This window comes from Micromonospora sp. CMU55-4 (genome assembly GCF_011602315.1).
In the GTDB taxonomy this organism is placed as follows: Bacteria; Actinomycetota; Actinomycetes; order Mycobacteriales; family Micromonosporaceae; genus Micromonospora; species Micromonospora chalcea.
The window spans coordinates 58024-73348 of the sequence record NZ_JAAOLH010000016.1; the positions used below are offsets into that span (position 1 = coordinate 58024).

General features: G+C 72.6%; 14 protein-coding genes. 4 read left to right on the forward strand and 10 right to left on the reverse strand.

Annotated features, from left to right (window positions below; all coding sequences use genetic code 11):
* Positions 1-74 precede the first annotated feature (74 nt).
* Entirely contained in the window at positions 75-290 is a 216-nt protein-coding gene (locus tag HA073_RS24355) for a DUF3073 domain-containing protein (protein WP_013283429.1), read from the forward strand.
* A 146-nt stretch (positions 291-436) separates the two neighbouring features.
* Here HA073_RS24355 and amcA read toward each other — a convergent pair whose 3' ends face one another.
* The 5 genes from amcA to HA073_RS24380 all read right to left on the reverse strand — a co-directional run bounded on the left by amcA (position 437) and on the right by HA073_RS24380 (position 5101).
* Positions 437-649, reverse strand: a complete 213-nt coding sequence (gene amcA, locus HA073_RS24360; protein WP_030500600.1) for a multiple cyclophane-containing RiPP AmcA — start codon at positions 647-649, stop codon at positions 437-439.
* Positions 630-1721, reverse strand: coding sequence for a cyclophane-forming radical SAM peptide maturase AmcB (gene amcB, locus HA073_RS24365; RefSeq protein ID WP_176722793.1), 1092 nt, complete (start codon positions 1719-1721; stop codon positions 630-632). The genes amcA and amcB overlap by 20 nt, the downstream gene beginning before the upstream one ends.
* Positions 1722-1848: 127 nt before the next feature.
* A complete protein-coding gene (gene purM / locus HA073_RS24370; protein WP_043327537.1) occupies positions 1849-3003 on the reverse strand; it encodes a phosphoribosylformylglycinamidine cyclo-ligase in 1155 nt (384 codons plus the stop codon).
* A 57-nt stretch (positions 3004-3060) separates the two neighbouring features.
* On the reverse strand, positions 3061-4578 hold the full coding sequence (gene purF / locus HA073_RS24375; RefSeq protein ID WP_043330756.1) for an amidophosphoribosyltransferase: 1518 nt from the start codon (positions 4576-4578) through the stop codon (positions 3061-3063).
* Positions 4579-4747: 169 nt separating this feature from the next.
* Entirely contained in the window at positions 4748-5101 is a 354-nt protein-coding gene (locus HA073_RS24380; protein WP_043327538.1) for a sterol carrier family protein, read from the reverse strand.
* A 160-nt stretch (positions 5102-5261) separates the two neighbouring features.
* Here HA073_RS24380 and HA073_RS24385 point away from each other — a divergent pair, with 160 nt between their 5' ends.
* Positions 5262-7535 carry a carboxypeptidase-like regulatory domain-containing protein gene (locus HA073_RS24385; RefSeq protein WP_166457363.1) on the forward strand — a complete coding sequence of 758 codons (2274 nt, stop codon included), beginning with the start codon at positions 5262-5264 and terminating at the stop codon, positions 7533-7535.
* A gap of 94 nt (positions 7536-7629) precedes the next feature.
* Here the strand turns inward: HA073_RS24385 and HA073_RS24390 are convergent, their stop codons facing one another.
* The 4 genes from HA073_RS24390 to purS all read right to left on the reverse strand — a co-directional run bounded on the left by HA073_RS24390 (position 7630) and on the right by purS (position 12052).
* Complete coding sequence (locus HA073_RS24390) at positions 7630-8379, reverse strand: 2-phosphosulfolactate phosphatase (RefSeq protein WP_064448462.1); 750 nt, start codon at positions 8377-8379, stop codon at positions 7630-7632.
* A gap of 10 nt (positions 8380-8389) precedes the next feature.
* Positions 8390-11044 (reverse strand): phosphoribosylformylglycinamidine synthase subunit PurL, encoded by a 2655-nt coding sequence (purL, locus tag HA073_RS24395; RefSeq protein ID WP_069088133.1) that lies wholly within the window; start codon positions 11042-11044, stop codon positions 8390-8392.
* A 64-nt stretch (positions 11045-11108) separates the two neighbouring features.
* Positions 11109-11792 (reverse strand): phosphoribosylformylglycinamidine synthase subunit PurQ, encoded by a 684-nt coding sequence (purQ, locus tag HA073_RS24400; RefSeq protein ID WP_043327540.1) that lies wholly within the window; start codon positions 11790-11792, stop codon positions 11109-11111.
* Positions 11789-12052 (reverse strand): phosphoribosylformylglycinamidine synthase subunit PurS, encoded by a 264-nt coding sequence (purS, locus tag HA073_RS24405; RefSeq protein ID WP_043327541.1) that lies wholly within the window; start codon positions 12050-12052, stop codon positions 11789-11791. The genes purQ and purS overlap by 4 nt, the downstream gene beginning before the upstream one ends.
* 465 nt (positions 12053-12517) lie before the next feature.
* Here purS and HA073_RS24410 point away from each other — a divergent pair, with 465 nt between their 5' ends.
* Together HA073_RS24410 and HA073_RS24415 are read left to right on the forward strand one after the other, a co-directional pair.
* Positions 12518-13201 carry a trypsin-like serine protease gene (locus HA073_RS24410; RefSeq protein ID WP_043327542.1) on the forward strand — a complete coding sequence of 228 codons (684 nt, stop codon included), beginning with the start codon at positions 12518-12520 and terminating at the stop codon, positions 13199-13201.
* A gap of 12 nt (positions 13202-13213) precedes the next feature.
* Positions 13214-13789 carry a YbjQ family protein gene (locus tag HA073_RS24415; RefSeq protein ID WP_176722791.1) on the forward strand — a complete coding sequence of 192 codons (576 nt, stop codon included), beginning with the start codon at positions 13214-13216 and terminating at the stop codon, positions 13787-13789.
* 96 nt (positions 13790-13885) lie between these two features.
* Here HA073_RS24415 and purB read toward each other — a convergent pair whose 3' ends face one another.
* Complete coding sequence (gene purB, locus HA073_RS24420) at positions 13886-15319, reverse strand: adenylosuccinate lyase (RefSeq protein WP_205798435.1); 1434 nt, start codon at positions 15317-15319, stop codon at positions 13886-13888.
* Positions 15320-15325 lie beyond the last annotated feature (6 nt).

The window sequence follows — 15325 nt, forward strand, 5'->3', positions numbered from 1 at the left end:
AGCCACGAGAGATGCCTGACGTCATCGGGGCCCGCCTTCGGGCTGCCCCGCATTCTGTGCGAGGGGGTCGAGCCATGGGGCGCGGCCGTGCTAAGGCCAAGCAGACGAAGGTGGCGCGGGAGTTGAAGTATCACTCCCCGAACACCGACCTAACCGCCTTGCAGCGCGAACTGGCGGGTAGTGGGAAGTCTGAGCACAACTTCGACGACGACTACAAAGAGTATGTCGACGACGATGACGAGGACCACGCGGACGACGACCCGGACACCTGGGCTCGTCCGACCCGCTGACCTCCGGTCACATCTGAGCACGCGGTAACCCCCGCGTGCTCACGCATGTGCTCTGCTGAGCCGGCGTACGACCGACGATCAGGGACCTGCCGTGCCGGGGTGCCGCCCCGACTCGCCGGCAGGTCCCTGATCGCGGAACCGAGCCCTCAGCGCGGCCGGTTGTTCCAGTTGTAGAACGTCGGGATGTTCTCGAAGTGGTTCCAGGCGCAGACCGCGTTGGCGCCGTCGCCGCCCGACACCTCCGCCCGCAGCAGCCGCGCCGCCTCCGCCTCACGGAGCAGAGCGGTAAGCCCCGCAGCGGCGTCCCGCACCCGGTCGGCCACTGCCCCCCGGTCGGTGTCACTGATGGTCTCGGGCATGCTCCAACACTCCCTCCAGTAGGCGGATCTTGCTGTTCCGGCAGTGCTCGGTCTCCGTACCGTCGAAACGCCCCAGCTCGAAGTAGCGGTTGGCGGCGTGCCCACCCCCACAGAAGCCGAAGTACGCGCAGGACGTCCGGCACGCCTCCACGCCGGTGAGGAACTCGCCCACCCAGGGCGTGCCGGCCGCGTCGGCGAGGATCTCGCCCAGCGGGGTGGTGAGCACGTTCCCGCTGGTGAAGTCGCCGTAGTGCGGGTCCGTGAAGCCGGCCAGCTCCGGCGAGAGCACCACCACCGAACCGTCGTGCCCGACCGTCGGGATCGGGTCGAGGCGGCGGGGCAGCAGGTCGTCGGCGGTGCCGGCCAGCACCGCGCCCGCGTACCGCAGCGACCACTCCACCTCGCGCAGGTGGATCCGGGGATCACGCCGCCAGGCCGCGACCAGCTCCGCCCAGAACCCGGTGACCGCGCCCGCGTCCCGGGCGTTGGTCCGGGTGTTGACGCCCTCGGTCTCCTCGATGTTGACGCCGAGCACGTCGCAGCCCAGGTCGAGGAAGTAGTCGTACAGCTCGGTCGCCAGGCCCGGCTCCGGCCGGGACACCACAGCCAGCGCCGAGAACGGCACGCCGTGGCGGCGCAGCGCCGCCACCCCGGCCACGATCCGGTCGTACGCGGGCCGCCCGCCCCGGGTGACCCGCTCGGCGTTGCGGGCCCGTGGCCCGTCCACGCTGACGCTGACCCGCACCCGGTGCTCGGCGAAGAACGCGCACCAGGCGTCGTCGATCAGCGTGGCGTTCGTCTGCACGTGGTGCTCGACGTCCGGCCCGAACGGCGCCAGCAGGGCGGCCAGATGCTCCCGGCCGGCCGCGAGCGGCTCCCCGCCGTGCCAGACCACGGAGAAGCGACCACCCGTCGCCCACGGGTTCACCGACGCCGCCACCGCCTCGGCGACGGCCACCGGCATCCGCCGATCGGCCGCCCGAAGCGGCAGGTAGCAGTAGGCGCAGTCGAGGTTGCACAGGGTGGTCGGCTGCATCACCACGTACGACGGGACGGCGGCGATACCCCGCATCCCTTCGGGCGCACGTGCGGCCATCAGCACCTCCCCCGCCTGCCTGAAAACCGAACCTCCAGGCTAGGCCGCGGCGACCGCTCGGGTGAACCCCCGATCAGGTGCCCGGCCGATCGGCGCAGGGTGATCAGCCCCGGGTGTGCTGCCCGACCATCTGCACGTTGCCGGACCCCTCGATGATCTCGCCCGCCTGCCAGGCGTCCACGCCCCGGCCGGTCAGGGTGGCCAGCGCGCGGTCGGCGTCCTCGGCGGAGACGATCGCGAACATGCCGACGCCCATGTTGAACGTCGCCTCCATCTCCGGGTCCTCGATCCGGCCCTTGGTCTGGATCAGATCGAAGATCGGCTGCGGCTTCCAGGTGGAGCGGTTGACCACGGCGTCGACGTGCTCCGGCAGCACCCGGACCAGGTTGCCGGGGATGCCGCCGCCGGTGACGTGGGCCAGCGCCCGCACCTCGGCCTCGGCGATCAGCTTGAGGCAGTCCTGCGCGTAGATCTTGGTCGGGGTGAGCAGCTCCTCGCCGAGCGTCCGCTGGCGGCCGAAGTCGTCGATCACCACGTCCAGCCGCATCCGGCCGGCGCCCAGCAGCACGTGCCGGACCAGGGAGTAGCCGTTGGAGTGCAGGCCGGAGGAGCGCATGGCGATCACCACGTCACCCACCTCCACCCGCTCCGGGGTGAGGATCTCGCTCTCCTCCACCACGCCGACGCCGGTGGCGGAGATGTCGTACTCGTCGGGGCGCAGCACGCCCGGGTGCTCGGCGGTCTCGCCACCCAGCAGCGCGCAGCCGGCGTACCGGCAGCCGTCCGCGATGCCCGCGCCGATCTCGGCGACCTTGTCCGGCACGACCTCGCCGGTGGCGATGTAGTCGAGCAGGAACAGCGGCTCGGCGCCGCAGGCGACCAGGTCGTCGACGACCATGGCGACCAGGTCGATGCCGACCGTGTCGTGGATGTCGAGCTGCTGCGCGATCACCAGCTTGGTGCCGACGCCGTCGGTCGAGGAGGCCAGGATCGGATTCTTGTACTTCTTCGTGTCCAGCCGGAACAGGCCGGCGAAGCCGCCCAGGTCACCCAGGACCTCCGGGCGCCGGGTCTCCTTGACCTTGGACTTGAGCAGCTCGACCGCGCGGTCGCCCGCCTCGATCGACACCCCGGCGTCGGCGTACGAGACCGAGCGTTTGCGCTGCGTCCGGCCGGACCCCGCCGACCAGGGCTGGCGGTCGCCGCCGGCGCCCGTCGGGCTGGATCCTGCGCCGCTGCGCTCGGACACGTGCGTCACGGTTCTCCCCTTTGTGGTTCCCGCGAGCCCGGAGCGGCCGGACCCGCGTCGGTGGTGCTACGGGTGGTGGGTCGGTGTGGCGACGAGCGGACCGGTCGGCCCGGCCGCCTCGGCGGCGACCCGGCGTCCCACTCCTTCGAGCACGTGCTTGCCGATCAGGTTCCCGGCCGGCAGTTCGATCGGATACTCCCCATCGAAGCACGCCCGGCAGAGCCGGCTCTTCGGCTGCTCGGTCGCGGCGATGAGACCGGGCAGCGATACGTACCCGAGCGTGTCGGCGCCGATCGAGCGCCGGATGCCCTCGTTGTCCAGCCCGTTGGCCAGCAGTTCGGCCCGGGTGGCGAAGTCGATGCCGTAGAAGCAGGGCCAGCTCACCGGCGGCGAGGAGATCCGGACATGGACCTCCAGGGCGCCCGCCTCGCGCAGCAACCGGACGATCGCCCGCTGGGTGGTGCCCCGGACGATCGAGTCGTCCACCACCACCAGGCGCTTGCCGCGTACGTTCTGCCGCAGCGGGTTCAGCTTCAGCCGGACGCCGAGCGCGCGCAGCGTCTGCGAGGGCTGGATGAAGGTGCGCCCGACGTACGGATTCTTCATCAGGCCCTGGCCGTAGGTGATGCCTGATTCCTCGGCGTAGCCGATCGCGGCCGGCGTGCCGGACTCCGGCACCGGGATCACCAGGTCGGCCTCGACCGGGTGCTCCTTGGCGAGCTGACGGCCGATCTGCACCCGCGCGGCGTGCACGTTACGGCCGGCGATGGTGGCGTCCGGCCGGGCGATGTACACGTACTCGAAGAGGCAGCCCTTGGGCTCGGGCGCGGCGAACCGGCTGGAGCGCAGCCCGTTCTCGTCGATGGCGATCAGCTCGCCCGGCTCGACCTCGCGGACCACGCTCGCGCCGACGATGTCCAGCGCGGCGGTCTCGCTGGCCACCACCCAGCCGCGTTCGAGCCGGCCGAGCACCAGCGGGCGTACGCCGTGCGCGTCGCGCGCCGCGTAGAGCGTCGACTCGTCCATGAAAACGAAGCTGAACGCGCCGCGCAGTTGCGGCAGCACCTCCAGCGCCGCCGCCTCGACCGACAGGTCGGGCCGGCTGGCCAGCAGCATCGTCACCAGCGAGGTGTCGTTCGTCGAGCCGTCCGGGTCGAGCCCGCGCACTGCGGCCTCGCGCTGCAGCTCGGCGGTGTTGACCAGGTTGCCGTTGTGCGCCAGCGCGATGGTGGTGCCGGCGCTGGTGGCGCGGATCGTCGGCTGGGCGTTCTCCCAGGTCGAGCCGCCGGTGGTGGAGTAGCGCGCGTGCCCGATCGCGACGTGCCCGCGCAGGCTCGCCAGCGTCGGCTCGTCGAACACCTGGGCGACCAGGCCGAGATCCTTGTAGACCACGACGCCGGAACCGTCGCTCACTGCGATGCCCGCGGCCTCCTGGCCCCGGTGCTGGAGGGCGTAGAGCCCGAAGTAGGTGAGGTTGGCGACCTCTTCCCCGGGGGCCCAGACGCCGAAGACGCCGCACGCGTCCTGGGGGCCGGGTCGCTCGGGGTCAAGGTCGTGGCTCAGCCGGCCATCGCCTCGGGGCACCTGCCGCTCCCTCTTGGTGGGGTCTGGACTGGCCTGGCGGAGTCGGGGGTCAGCTCCGCACGCTATGGGCCGGGACCGTCGTCGGCTCTCAGTGTACGCGAACAGCAGTCGATACCGACAGTCACGGAGTCCCCGCTCAGGGTGAGTGCAGGTTGCGGCGGTCCGCCGGCTAAATCGGGAGGTACGCGGAAAGGTCGGCCCGGTTCCCCGACACCCGTACGCGACCGTCGGTGACCGCCCGCGCCCAGTCGAGGCGTCCGGTGGCGAGCGCCAGCCACGTCGGCGGGTCCATCTCCACCACGTTCGGGGGCGTGCCGCGGGTGTGTCGTGGACCACTCACGCACTGCACCGCACCGTAGGGTGGGACGCGCACCTCCACCGATCGGCCGGGGGCGCGATCCGTGAGGGCAGCCAAGAGGGTCCGGACCGCCTCCCGGAGGACCGGCCGTTCGGGCGTACGCCCCTCGTCCAGCGCCGCCAGGGCGGCGAGTACCGCTTCGGAATAAGCGTGCGGAGAGGACACGACGGGACGATACGACCCGGCAGAACGCCGCCCTGCGGCGGCCCTGGGTAGAGATGATCCGGTCAGACAAGGCATAGTTGCCGACGGCGTTATTCGTACCGTGAGTGATCAACCTCGGCCGAGCGGCCGGCGGAGAGATCAGACCCGGAAGGCGGTGGACGTGTCAACACACCGACGTGCCTGGAAGCAGCGGGCCGGTGTGGTCGTAGCGCTGCTCTTCGGCGCCCTGCTCACCGTCCCCGCCACCCCCGCCCTCGCGGAGCCCCCGGAAGTCAGCGTCAACCCGGGTGCTGTGACTATCAGCGCCGGCAGCGACGCCTCCGTTCAGGTGAGAGTCAAGGTCACCGATCCCGGCCCAACCCAGGTCACGATCAGGGTGGCCGGTCTGCCGGCAGGCGTCACGTGCAGCGCGGGCTGCAATGCGCCAACTGCTGTCGTTGGACAACGCAATGTGCCAGTAACGCTAAAGGCCAGCGCCAACGCGTCGGCAACCGACGGTGCAAGCGTTCAATTCACCGCAGAGACGCCGAGCGACTCGAACAGCGCGTCCCTTTCTCTAACGGTGCGAGCCGCCGCGCAGGAGCCGCAGCAGCCGCAGACCGTCAAGACGGTGTCCGGCAAGGTGGTAAACGCCGACGGCGACCCGATCGAAGGCGCCCTCGTCATGCTGCGCGACAGCGCGGGCAAGGAGCGCCGTACCAACACCAGCGGCAACGGCAACTTCAGCTTCAGTGGCTCCGACTCCAACCCGATCGCGCCCGGCCGGATCGAGGTGGGCGCCTCGACCGACGGCGCCACCCCGGTCGCCAGGTCGATAAACGCCAGCGCCGGCCAGTCCGTGACCGGCGTCCGGCTCAGCATTCAGCTGCGGGCGTCGGCGAGCCCGAGCGCCACCCCGTCGGCGAGTGAGTCCGCCCCGCCGTCGGACGAGCCGCTCGAGGAGGACCCGGCCGACACCCCGGCCACCGACGCGCCGGCCGCCCAGGAGCCGACCGCGAACGAGGACTCCGGGGGCATGGGCTCCTGGCTGCTGATCCTGCTCGGCGGCCTGTTCGTCGCCGTCGGTGTGGGCACCATCGTGCTGCTCTACATGCGGCGCAAGAACGAGGGCGACGACGGTGACGGCGACGGCCCGGGTGGACCGGTCGGTCCGGGTGGCCCCGGCGGCGCCGCCGCGGCCGGCGCGATCCCCGCGGCCCGGGGCGCCTACCACGGCACCGACGACCAGACCCGCGTCGTGAACGGCATGGGCGCCGGACCGGCGGCGACGATGGTCGGCGGCCCGTCGATCAGCGACGCCCCCACCATGCTCCAGCGGCCGGTCGTGGACGACGTCCCGCCGGACCCGTACGGCGCACCGCCCGGACCGGCGTACGGCGTCGGCGCGGGACAGGCCGGGTACGGCTACGGCGACGACGCGCCTGGTCAGGGCGGCTACGGCGCCGGCAACGGCTACGGCGACGCGCCCGCCTCCGGCGGCGGATACGGCACCGCGCCCTCCTCGGGCGGCGGCTACGGCAACGGTCCGTCCTCCGGGGCCGGCTACGGCAGCCCGGACTACGCCGCCGGCGCTGCGGCCGGGGCGGCCGGATACGCGGCCCAGGGCGGCGGGTACGGCAACGAGCGCTTCGACGAGCCGACCGGCCGTTACACCGGCGACAGCACGCAGTACGCGCCGGCGGCCGACCCGTACCCGACCAGCACCTACCAGCCGGAGCAGGATCGCGGGTACGACCAGTCCGGCCCGGCCGGGTACGGCCGCGGCGCGGAGCAGGGTGACGGCTACCGCTCCGGCGGCGGGTACGGCGCCGCCTCGGGTGGCTACGACAACGCGCCCACCGGCGGCTACGACAGCGGCCGCCAGCAGGGCGGTTACGGCGACGCCCCGGCGGGCGGCTACGGCGGCGCCGGTGGCTACGGCGACGCCCCGGCCGGCGGGTACGGCGACGCGGGCTACGGCGGTGGCCGGGCCACCGGTGGATACGGCGACGCCCCGGCTGGTGGCTACGACAGCGCGCCCGCAGGCGGGTACGACGCCCCGGCCGGTGGCTACGACGCCGGCCGCCAGCAGGGCGGCTACGGCGACGCTCCGGCCGGTGGATACGACAGCCCGGCCGGTGGCTACGACGCCGGTCGCCAGCAGGGCGGCTACGACAACGCCCCGGCCGGTGGCGGCTACGGCAGCACCGGCGGATACGACGGCGGGCACCAGGCGGGCGGATACGGCCAGCAGGGCGGCGGATACGGCGACGGCTACGGCCAGTCCCCGCAGGGTGGCTACGGCCAGCAGGGTGGTTACGGCCAGGAGCCGCCGCAGCAGCGCGGTGGCGGCTACGACAACGCCTACCCCAACGACCCGGCGCAGGCCGGTCGCGCCCGCCCGGACGCGCAGGGGGACCGCGGCGGCCGGCGTCTCGACTGGCTGGACGACTGACAGGCACCAGCACGCATGACTGTGGCCGCCCGCGTTCGCGGGCGGCCACAGTCGTTGGTTGATACCCCGTCGAGCGGGTGGTGAAGCCGGTGAGTCAGGCGGCGGCGAAGTAGTCCTGGCGCAGCACCGGCACCACGTCGGAGACGCCGACCTCGGTCGCGACGTCGACGTCCTCGGCGAAGCCACCCTCGGCGAGTTCCCGGCCGGACACGCACCCCCGCACCGCCGCCGGCACATCAGGGGTGCTGGCGAGCGCGGCCAGCGCCATCGCTGCCTCCACCGAAAGTCCGCCGGGCACCCCGGCGAGCGCGTCGAGCACGCAGGCCGCGCCGAGCTGGTCCTCCACGCAGGGCCGCAGTGACCCGTCGGGCCAGCGCTCCCCGGCCGCCACCACACCCACGGGAGCGTCGGTCGAGCCGTACCCCTGGGTGCGGAGCCAGCGCCCGACGGCGCGCGCGTTGCGCAGGCAGGCCGCGACCACCGGCACTCCGGTGGCGCTCGCGGCGGCGCTGATCGCCGAGCCGTTCGGCGACGGCAGCACCAGGTCGGCGACGACGGGCGCGGCCCGCAGCGCCGCCGGGGAGAGCGACCACGGGTGCTCCGCTGTCGTCCTCCGGCGGCCCACCGCGGCTACGGCGCCGACCCGGCGGGCGTAGTCGGCGGCCTGCTCGCCCCACGGGAACGGGTGTACCCGCATGCCGCGGCTCACCGCCACCTCCACGGCGGTGGTGAACGACAGCACGTCCACCACCACCAGGGCGGCGCAGACCCGGCCGAGCTCCGCCGCCCCGGTCAGTCCCCAGTCGAAGCGGGCACCGGCGCCGGGCTGGGCGAAAACGGCCAAGGCCGGGGCCTCAGCGCCGGTCCGGCGCCGGCTCACCGGGAGCCGGGCCGTCGGACCCGTCGGCAGGCGCCGAAGCGTCCTGCGCCGGGGTCGCGTCGGCGGCCGGCGCGGTCTCGTCGGAATCCGCGTCGGACGCGGCCGGAGCGGAGTCGGTGGCGGCCGGCGAGGCGTCCGTGCCCGTCTCGGCGATCGGCTCGGAGGCGACCTCGGCCGGGTCCACGTCGACCGGCTGCTCGGCGGTGGCCGGAAGCACGGTGGTGGTCCCGGTACGGGTCGCCGCCACCTCCACCCGCGCCGCCTCGGCCGCGCCGAACAGGCGCGGCAGCGTGCCGCTGTGCGCCTCGCGCAGCTCGTCCAGGCCGATCCGGAACTGGCCGTGCACCTCCAGCGCGCCGGAGGCCGGGTCGGTGACGCCGATGAACTCCCACGGCACGCCGCGCTCGGCGCAGAGGGCGGTGAACGCCTTCTCGTGCCCGCGCGGCACCGACACCAGCGCCCGGCCGGCGGACTCGCTGAACAGGAACACGAACGGCATCGAGCCACCGGCGAAGTGCTCCGGCACCACGACCCGGGCGCCGACACCGCGGCGCAGGGCCGACTCGACCAGGCTCTGCGCCAGGCCGCCGTCGGAGAGGTCGTGCGCCGAGCTGAGGTGACCGACGCGGGCCGCCTCGGCCAGCAGCTCGGCGAGCTGCCGCTCACGGGCCAGGTCGACCTGCGGCGGGATGCCGCCCAGGTGCTCGTGGGTCACCCAGGCCCACTCCGAGCCGGACAGCTCGACGTGCGTCTCGCCCAGCAGGAAGAGCTGGTCGTGGTCGCCGGCCGCGCGGGGCACGAAGCCCATCGGCACCCGGTTCGCCACGTCGTCGAGCACGCCGAGCACGCCGACCACCGGGGTCGGGTGGATGGCCGCCGCGCCGGTCTGGTTGTAGAAGCTGACGTTGCCGCCGGTCACCGGGATGCCCAGCTCCAGGCAGCCGTCCGCCAGGCCGCGTACGGCCTCGGCGAACTGCCACATCACGCCCGGGTCCTCCGGCGAGCCGAAGTTCAGGCAGTTGGTGACCGCGATCGGCTTCGCGCCGGTCACCGCCACGTTCCGGTACGCCTCGGCCAGCGCCAGCTTCGTGCCGTGGTACGGGTCGAGGCGGGCGTACCGGCCGTTGCCGTCGACGGAGAGCGCGACGCCGAGGCCGCTGCGCTCGTCGATCCGAATCACGCCGGAGTCCTCCGGCTGGGCGAGCACGGTGTTGCCGAGCACGTAGCGGTCGTACTGCTCGGTGACCCAGGTCTTGTCGGCCAGGTTGGGCGACGCGATCATGCGCAGCACGGTCTCCCGGAGCGCCTCCGGGGTGTTCGGCCGGGGCAGCGTCTCGGCGCGGTCGGCCTGGAGCAGGATCAGGTCGGCCGGCTCGCGCATCGGCCGGGCGTAGACCGGGCCGTCGTCGACGAGCGAGCCCGGCGGCACGTCCACCACGAGCTGGTCACGCCAGGTGACGACCAGGCGGCCCGGCTGGCCGTCCGGGGACGGCGCGGTGACCTCGCCGATGGCGGTGGCCCAGACGCCCCATTTCTCGGCGGTCTTGAGGACCGCGTCGAGCTTGTCCGGCGAGACGACGAGCAGCATCCGCTCCTGGGACTCGCTGGCCAGGATCTCGTGCGGCTCCATCGACGGCTCGCGCAGCGGCACCCGCTCCAGCCACACCCGCATGCCGGTGCCGGCGGAGGCGGCGGTCTCGGTGAGCGCGCAGGTCAGGCCGGCGCCGCCGAGGTCCTGGATGCCGACGACCAGCTCGGCGTCGTACAGCTCCAGGCACGCCTCGATGAGCAGCTTCTCCATGAAGGGGTCGCCGACCTGCACGGACGGGCGGCGCTGCTCGCTGCCCTCGTCGAAGGTGGCGCTGGCCAGCACCGACACGCCGCCGATGCCGTCGCGGCCGGTCTTGGCGCCCATCAGGACCACGATGTTGCCGGGGCCGGTGGCGTCCTTCTTCTGCAGGCGGTCGACCGGCAGCACGCCCAGGCAGAGCGCGTTGACCAGCGGGTTGCCCTGGTAGCAGGGGTCGAAGACGACCTCGCCGCCGATGTTGGGCAGGCCGAGGCAGTTGCCGTAGCCGCCGACGCCGGCGACCACGCCGGGCAGCACCCGGGCGGTGTCCGGGTGGTCGGCCGCGCCGAAGCGCAGCGGGTCCATCACGGCGACCGGGCGCGCGCCCATGGCGAGGATGTCGCGGACGATGCCGCCGACGCCGGTCGCCGCGCCCTGGTACGGCTCGACGAAGCTCGGGTGGTTGTGCGACTCGACCTTGAAGGTCACCGCCAGCTCGTCGGAGACCTGGACCACGCCGGCGTTCTCCCCGATGCCGGCGAGCAGCCGGTCGCTCGGCGGGGCCTTCTCCCCGAACTGGCGCAGGTGCACCTTGCTCGACTTGTAGGAGCAGTGCTCGCTCCACATGATCGAGTACATGGCCAGCTCGGCCTGGGTGGGCCGGCGGCCGAGGATGTGCCGGATCCGGTCGTACTCGTCGTCGCGGAGGCCCAGCTCGGCGTACGGCTGAAGCTCTTCCGGCGTCTCGGCGGCCCGGGGGACGGTGTCCACGCCCGGCGCCCACTCGTCGGTCGGGCCGCCCTGCGGCTCCCGCAGGGCCGGGTCCGGATGGGTGGTCATGACGTCTCCTTGTTGCGCTCGCCGCCCGTGCGGCGGGTGAGCCGACCGATGATCACGGCCACCATCACGCCGGCGCTCCCACCAGGTGCTTGAGCACCGAGGTGAAGAAGCCGAGGCCGTCCAGGGACGGGCCGGTGAGCGCCTCCACCGCGTGCTCGGGGTGCGGCATGATGCCGACCACGTTGCCGGCCTCGTTGGTGATCGCGGCGATGTCGCGCAGCGATCCGTTGGGGTTGCCGCCGACGTAGCGGGCGACGACGCGGCCCTCGCCCTCCAGCCGGTCGAGCGTCGCGGCGTCCGCGACGTAGCAGCCCTCGCCGTTCTTGACCGGGACGAGCACCTCCTGGCCCGGCTGGAACGCGTTGGTCCAGGCGGTGCCGGTGGCCTCGATCCGCAGGACCTGGTCCCGGTTGCGGAAGTGCAGGTGCTGGTTGCGGGTGAGCGCGCCGGGCAGCAGGTGCGCCTCGCAGAGGATCTGGAAGCCGTTGCAGATGCCGAGGACCGGCAGGCCACCTCGCGCGGCCTGGACGATCGTCTCCATCACCGGGGCGAACCGGGCGATGGCGCCGCAGCGCAGGTAGTCACCGTAGGAGAAGCCGCCGGGCAGGACGACGGCGTCCACCCCGTGCAGGTCCGGGTCGCCGTGCCAGAGCCGGACCGCCTCGGCGCCGGCGATCCGCACGGCGCGGGCCGCGTCCCCGTCGTCGAGCGAGCCGGGGAAGGTCACCACACCGACCCGGGCGGTCACGACTGCGCGCCCGCGGTCTCGTCGGTGTTTACCACGCGGACGGTGAAGTCCTCGATGACCGGGTTGGCCAGCAGCTTGTCGGCGATCTCGCGGGCCCGGTCCAGGTCCGGTTCGCCGGTGAACTCGATCTCGATCCGCCTGCCGATCCGAACCGAGGCGACGTCGCTGACGCCGAGCCGGGGCAGCGCGTTCGCGACGGCCTGGCCCTGCGGATCGAGGATCTCGGGCTTGAGCATGACGTCGACTACGACGCGAGGCACGGGGCACTCCTGACTGTGTACGCAGTTGGGTGCCGGCCCACTATCGGGCGAGCGCAGCCAGCCTACCTGGCAGATACCGCCCGGCCCGAACCGGCCGGGGGCAGTTCCGGCAGTGCCGGGCGGGACCGGCGACGCCGGCCGGGCACCGTTGCCCGTTCGTTGCTGCGTCGATGCGAATTCGTTGCGCTCGGTGCCTGTGGGTGACCCTCCGCACCCCCCTCTACCAGGCATTCTGCTGCGAAACGCCCCAGCTTGGACAGGTATCCGACAGCACGTCGACGCGACACGCGGCGGACGTCACGCCATCGGCGTTTTTCGATTCATCTCTTGTGACACCGCGAGGCACGCCCGTAGCATGCATCGTCAGATGTCGATGCACCCGATCGATGTCTCTCGCCGGCTCCCCCGTCCGGCGGGTGTCATTCTGCCCGGCAACCCCGGGCGTCGCGCAGAAGGAGCCCCGACATGCGCCTCCGTCCCCTGCTCGCCGTGCTGACCACCGCGCTGGCCGGTGTCCTGGCCACCGCCTCCGGCGCCGCCGCCGCGCCGGCCGGCCCGCAGCCGATCATCGGTGGCGGCACCGTCTCGTCCGCGCCCTGGGCCGCCGCCGTCTTCAGCAACGGCTCGTTCACCTGCTCCGGCAGCGTGATCGCGCCCCAGTGGGTGCTCACCGCCCGGCACTGCGTCAGCGGCACCATGTCCGTGCGGGTCGGCAGCGTCTACTACGCCTCGGGTGGCGTCACCCGCACCGTGAGCGCCTCCTACACCCGCTACGACCTGGCCCTGCTGCGCCTGTCGAGCACGGTCAGCACCTCCGCCGTCTCGCTCGCCAGCAGCAACCCGCCGGTCGGCTCCACGAACACCATCTACGGCTGGGGCATGACCTGCTACAGCGGTTGCGGCGCGTCGCCCCAGCTCAAGACCGCGAGCGTGCGGGTGACCAGCACCAGCGTCACCGACGCGTACGGCGGCCAGGCGATCCGGAGCACCCGGGTCAACGGCAACGCCTGGCGGGGCGACTCGGGTGGCCCGCAGTTCTACAACGGCCAGCAGGTCGGCGTGGCCTCCACCGCCGACGGCCAGAGCATCCAGAACTACGGCAGTGTCGCGTACAACCGGTCCTGGATCGCCTCGACGGCCGGTGTCTGACGGTTGATGCCGATGCGGCGCGGATCGGCCGGGAGCAGCCCGGCCGTCCGCGCCGCGTCGTTTTTCAGCATGCGATCAGCTGAACACGGCTCCCGAACCACCCGGCCGGGGGCTGACAGCATCGGAAACGTGCTGGTCGTGACGACGGATCAACTGCCTGGCTACGAGATCCGCCAGATCCTCGGCGAAGTGGTCTCGTCGATGGCGAGGACCCGCAACCCGTACCGCGAGGGGGTCAAGAACCTGCGCGGTGGCGCATACGACCCGCTGGCGCCGGACAACCTGACCCGGTGGCGTACCGACTCGGTGGCCCGGCTCGGCGAGGAGGCCCGCCGCCTCGGCGCGAACGCGGTGATCGGCATGCGCTTCGACAGCCGCGACTGCGGCGAGATGTGGATGGAGATCTGCGCGTACGGCACGGCGGTGATCGTCGCGCCCAAGATGCCGGACGTCATGCCGCCGGACCAGCCGGCGATCGCGGCCGAGACCGCCCACGACCCGGAGATCGCCTCCGCCCCGGGCGGCATCGCCGAACCGGCCAGCGCCCCCAACCTGAGTTCCGCAGCCGAAACCCCCACCGGCCCCTGACCCCTCCCACCACACCGTTGATCAAGGAGTTTGTGTCACTGCGACGCTCCGCGCAGGACACAAACTCCTTGATCACCGAGAAGAGGGCCGGGCCGGTCAGAGGATGGGGGGTGGGGAGTAGGCCGCGGCCTGGGGGTGGGACTGCACTACCCCGGTGATTCGTGCGGTCACGCGGTTGACCTGGTCGGCGGCGGCGCCAACGAAGGCGTTGCGGTCGGCCACCAGGGTGTCGATCTCGGCCCGGGTCAGGCCCAGCCGGCCGTCGGCGGCCAGGCGGTCGAACAGGTCGTTCTCCGCCGCGCCCTTCTCCCGCATGGCCAGCGCCACGGCGACCGCGTGCTCCTTGATCACCTCGTGCGCGACCTCCCGGCCGACACCCCGGCGTACGGCTGCCACCAGGATCTTCGTGGTGGCGAGGAACGGCAGGAAGCGCTCCAGCTCCCGGTTGATCACCGCTGGGTACGGACCGAACTCGTCCAGCACGGTGAGGAACGTCTGGAACAGGCCGTCGGCAGCGAAGAACGCATCAGGCAGCGCCACCCGGCGTACCACCGAGCAGGAGACGTCGCCCTCGTTCCACTGGTCACCGGCCAGCTCACCGACCATCGACAGGTAACCCCGGATGATCACCGCGAAGCCGTTCACCCGCTCCGACGAGCGCGTGTTCATCTTGTGCGGCATGGCGCTGGACCCGACCTGGCCCGGCTTGAAGCCCTCGGTGACCAGCTCCTGGCCCACCATCAGCCGGATCGTGGTGGCCAGCGACGACGGCGCGGCGGCCACCTGGGCCAGCGCGGAGAGCACGTCGAAGTCCAGCGAACGCGGGTAGACCTGGCCGACGCTGTCCAGCACCCGGCTGAAGCCCAGGTGCCCGGCGACCCGGCGCTCCAGCTCGGCCACCTTCCCGGCGTCGCCGTCGAACAGGTCGAGCTGGTCGGCGGCGGTACCCACCGGCCCCTTGATCCCCCGCAGCGGGTAGCGGCCGATCAGGTCCTCCAGCCGCTCGTACGCGATCAGCAGCTCCTCCGCGGCGGACGCGAAGCGCTTGCCGAGCGTGGTGGCCTGCGCGGCCACGTTGTGCGACCGGCCGGTCATCACCAGCGCCGAGTACTCGCCCGCGTGCCAGCCCAGCCGGGCCAGCGTGGCGACCACCCGGTCCCGGATCAGCTCCAGCGAGGCACGGATCTGCAGCTGCTCGACGTTCTCGGTGAGGTCCCGGGAGGTCATCCCCTTGTGCACGTGCTCGTGCCCGGCGAGCGCGCTGAACTCCTCGATCCGGGCCTTCACGTCGTGCCGGGTGACCCGCTCCCGCGCCGCGATCGAGGCCAGGTCGACGTCGTCGACCACCCGCTCGTACGCCTCGACCACGCCGTCCGGCACCGGCACGCCGAGATCACGCTGGGCCTTGAGCACCGCCAGCCAGAGCCGGCGCTCCATCCGGACCTTCTCCTCCGGCGACCAGAGGGCGACCAGTTCGGGCGAGGCGTACCGGTTGGCGAGCACGTTCGGGATCGTCGTCACGGCCCTCATTCTCGC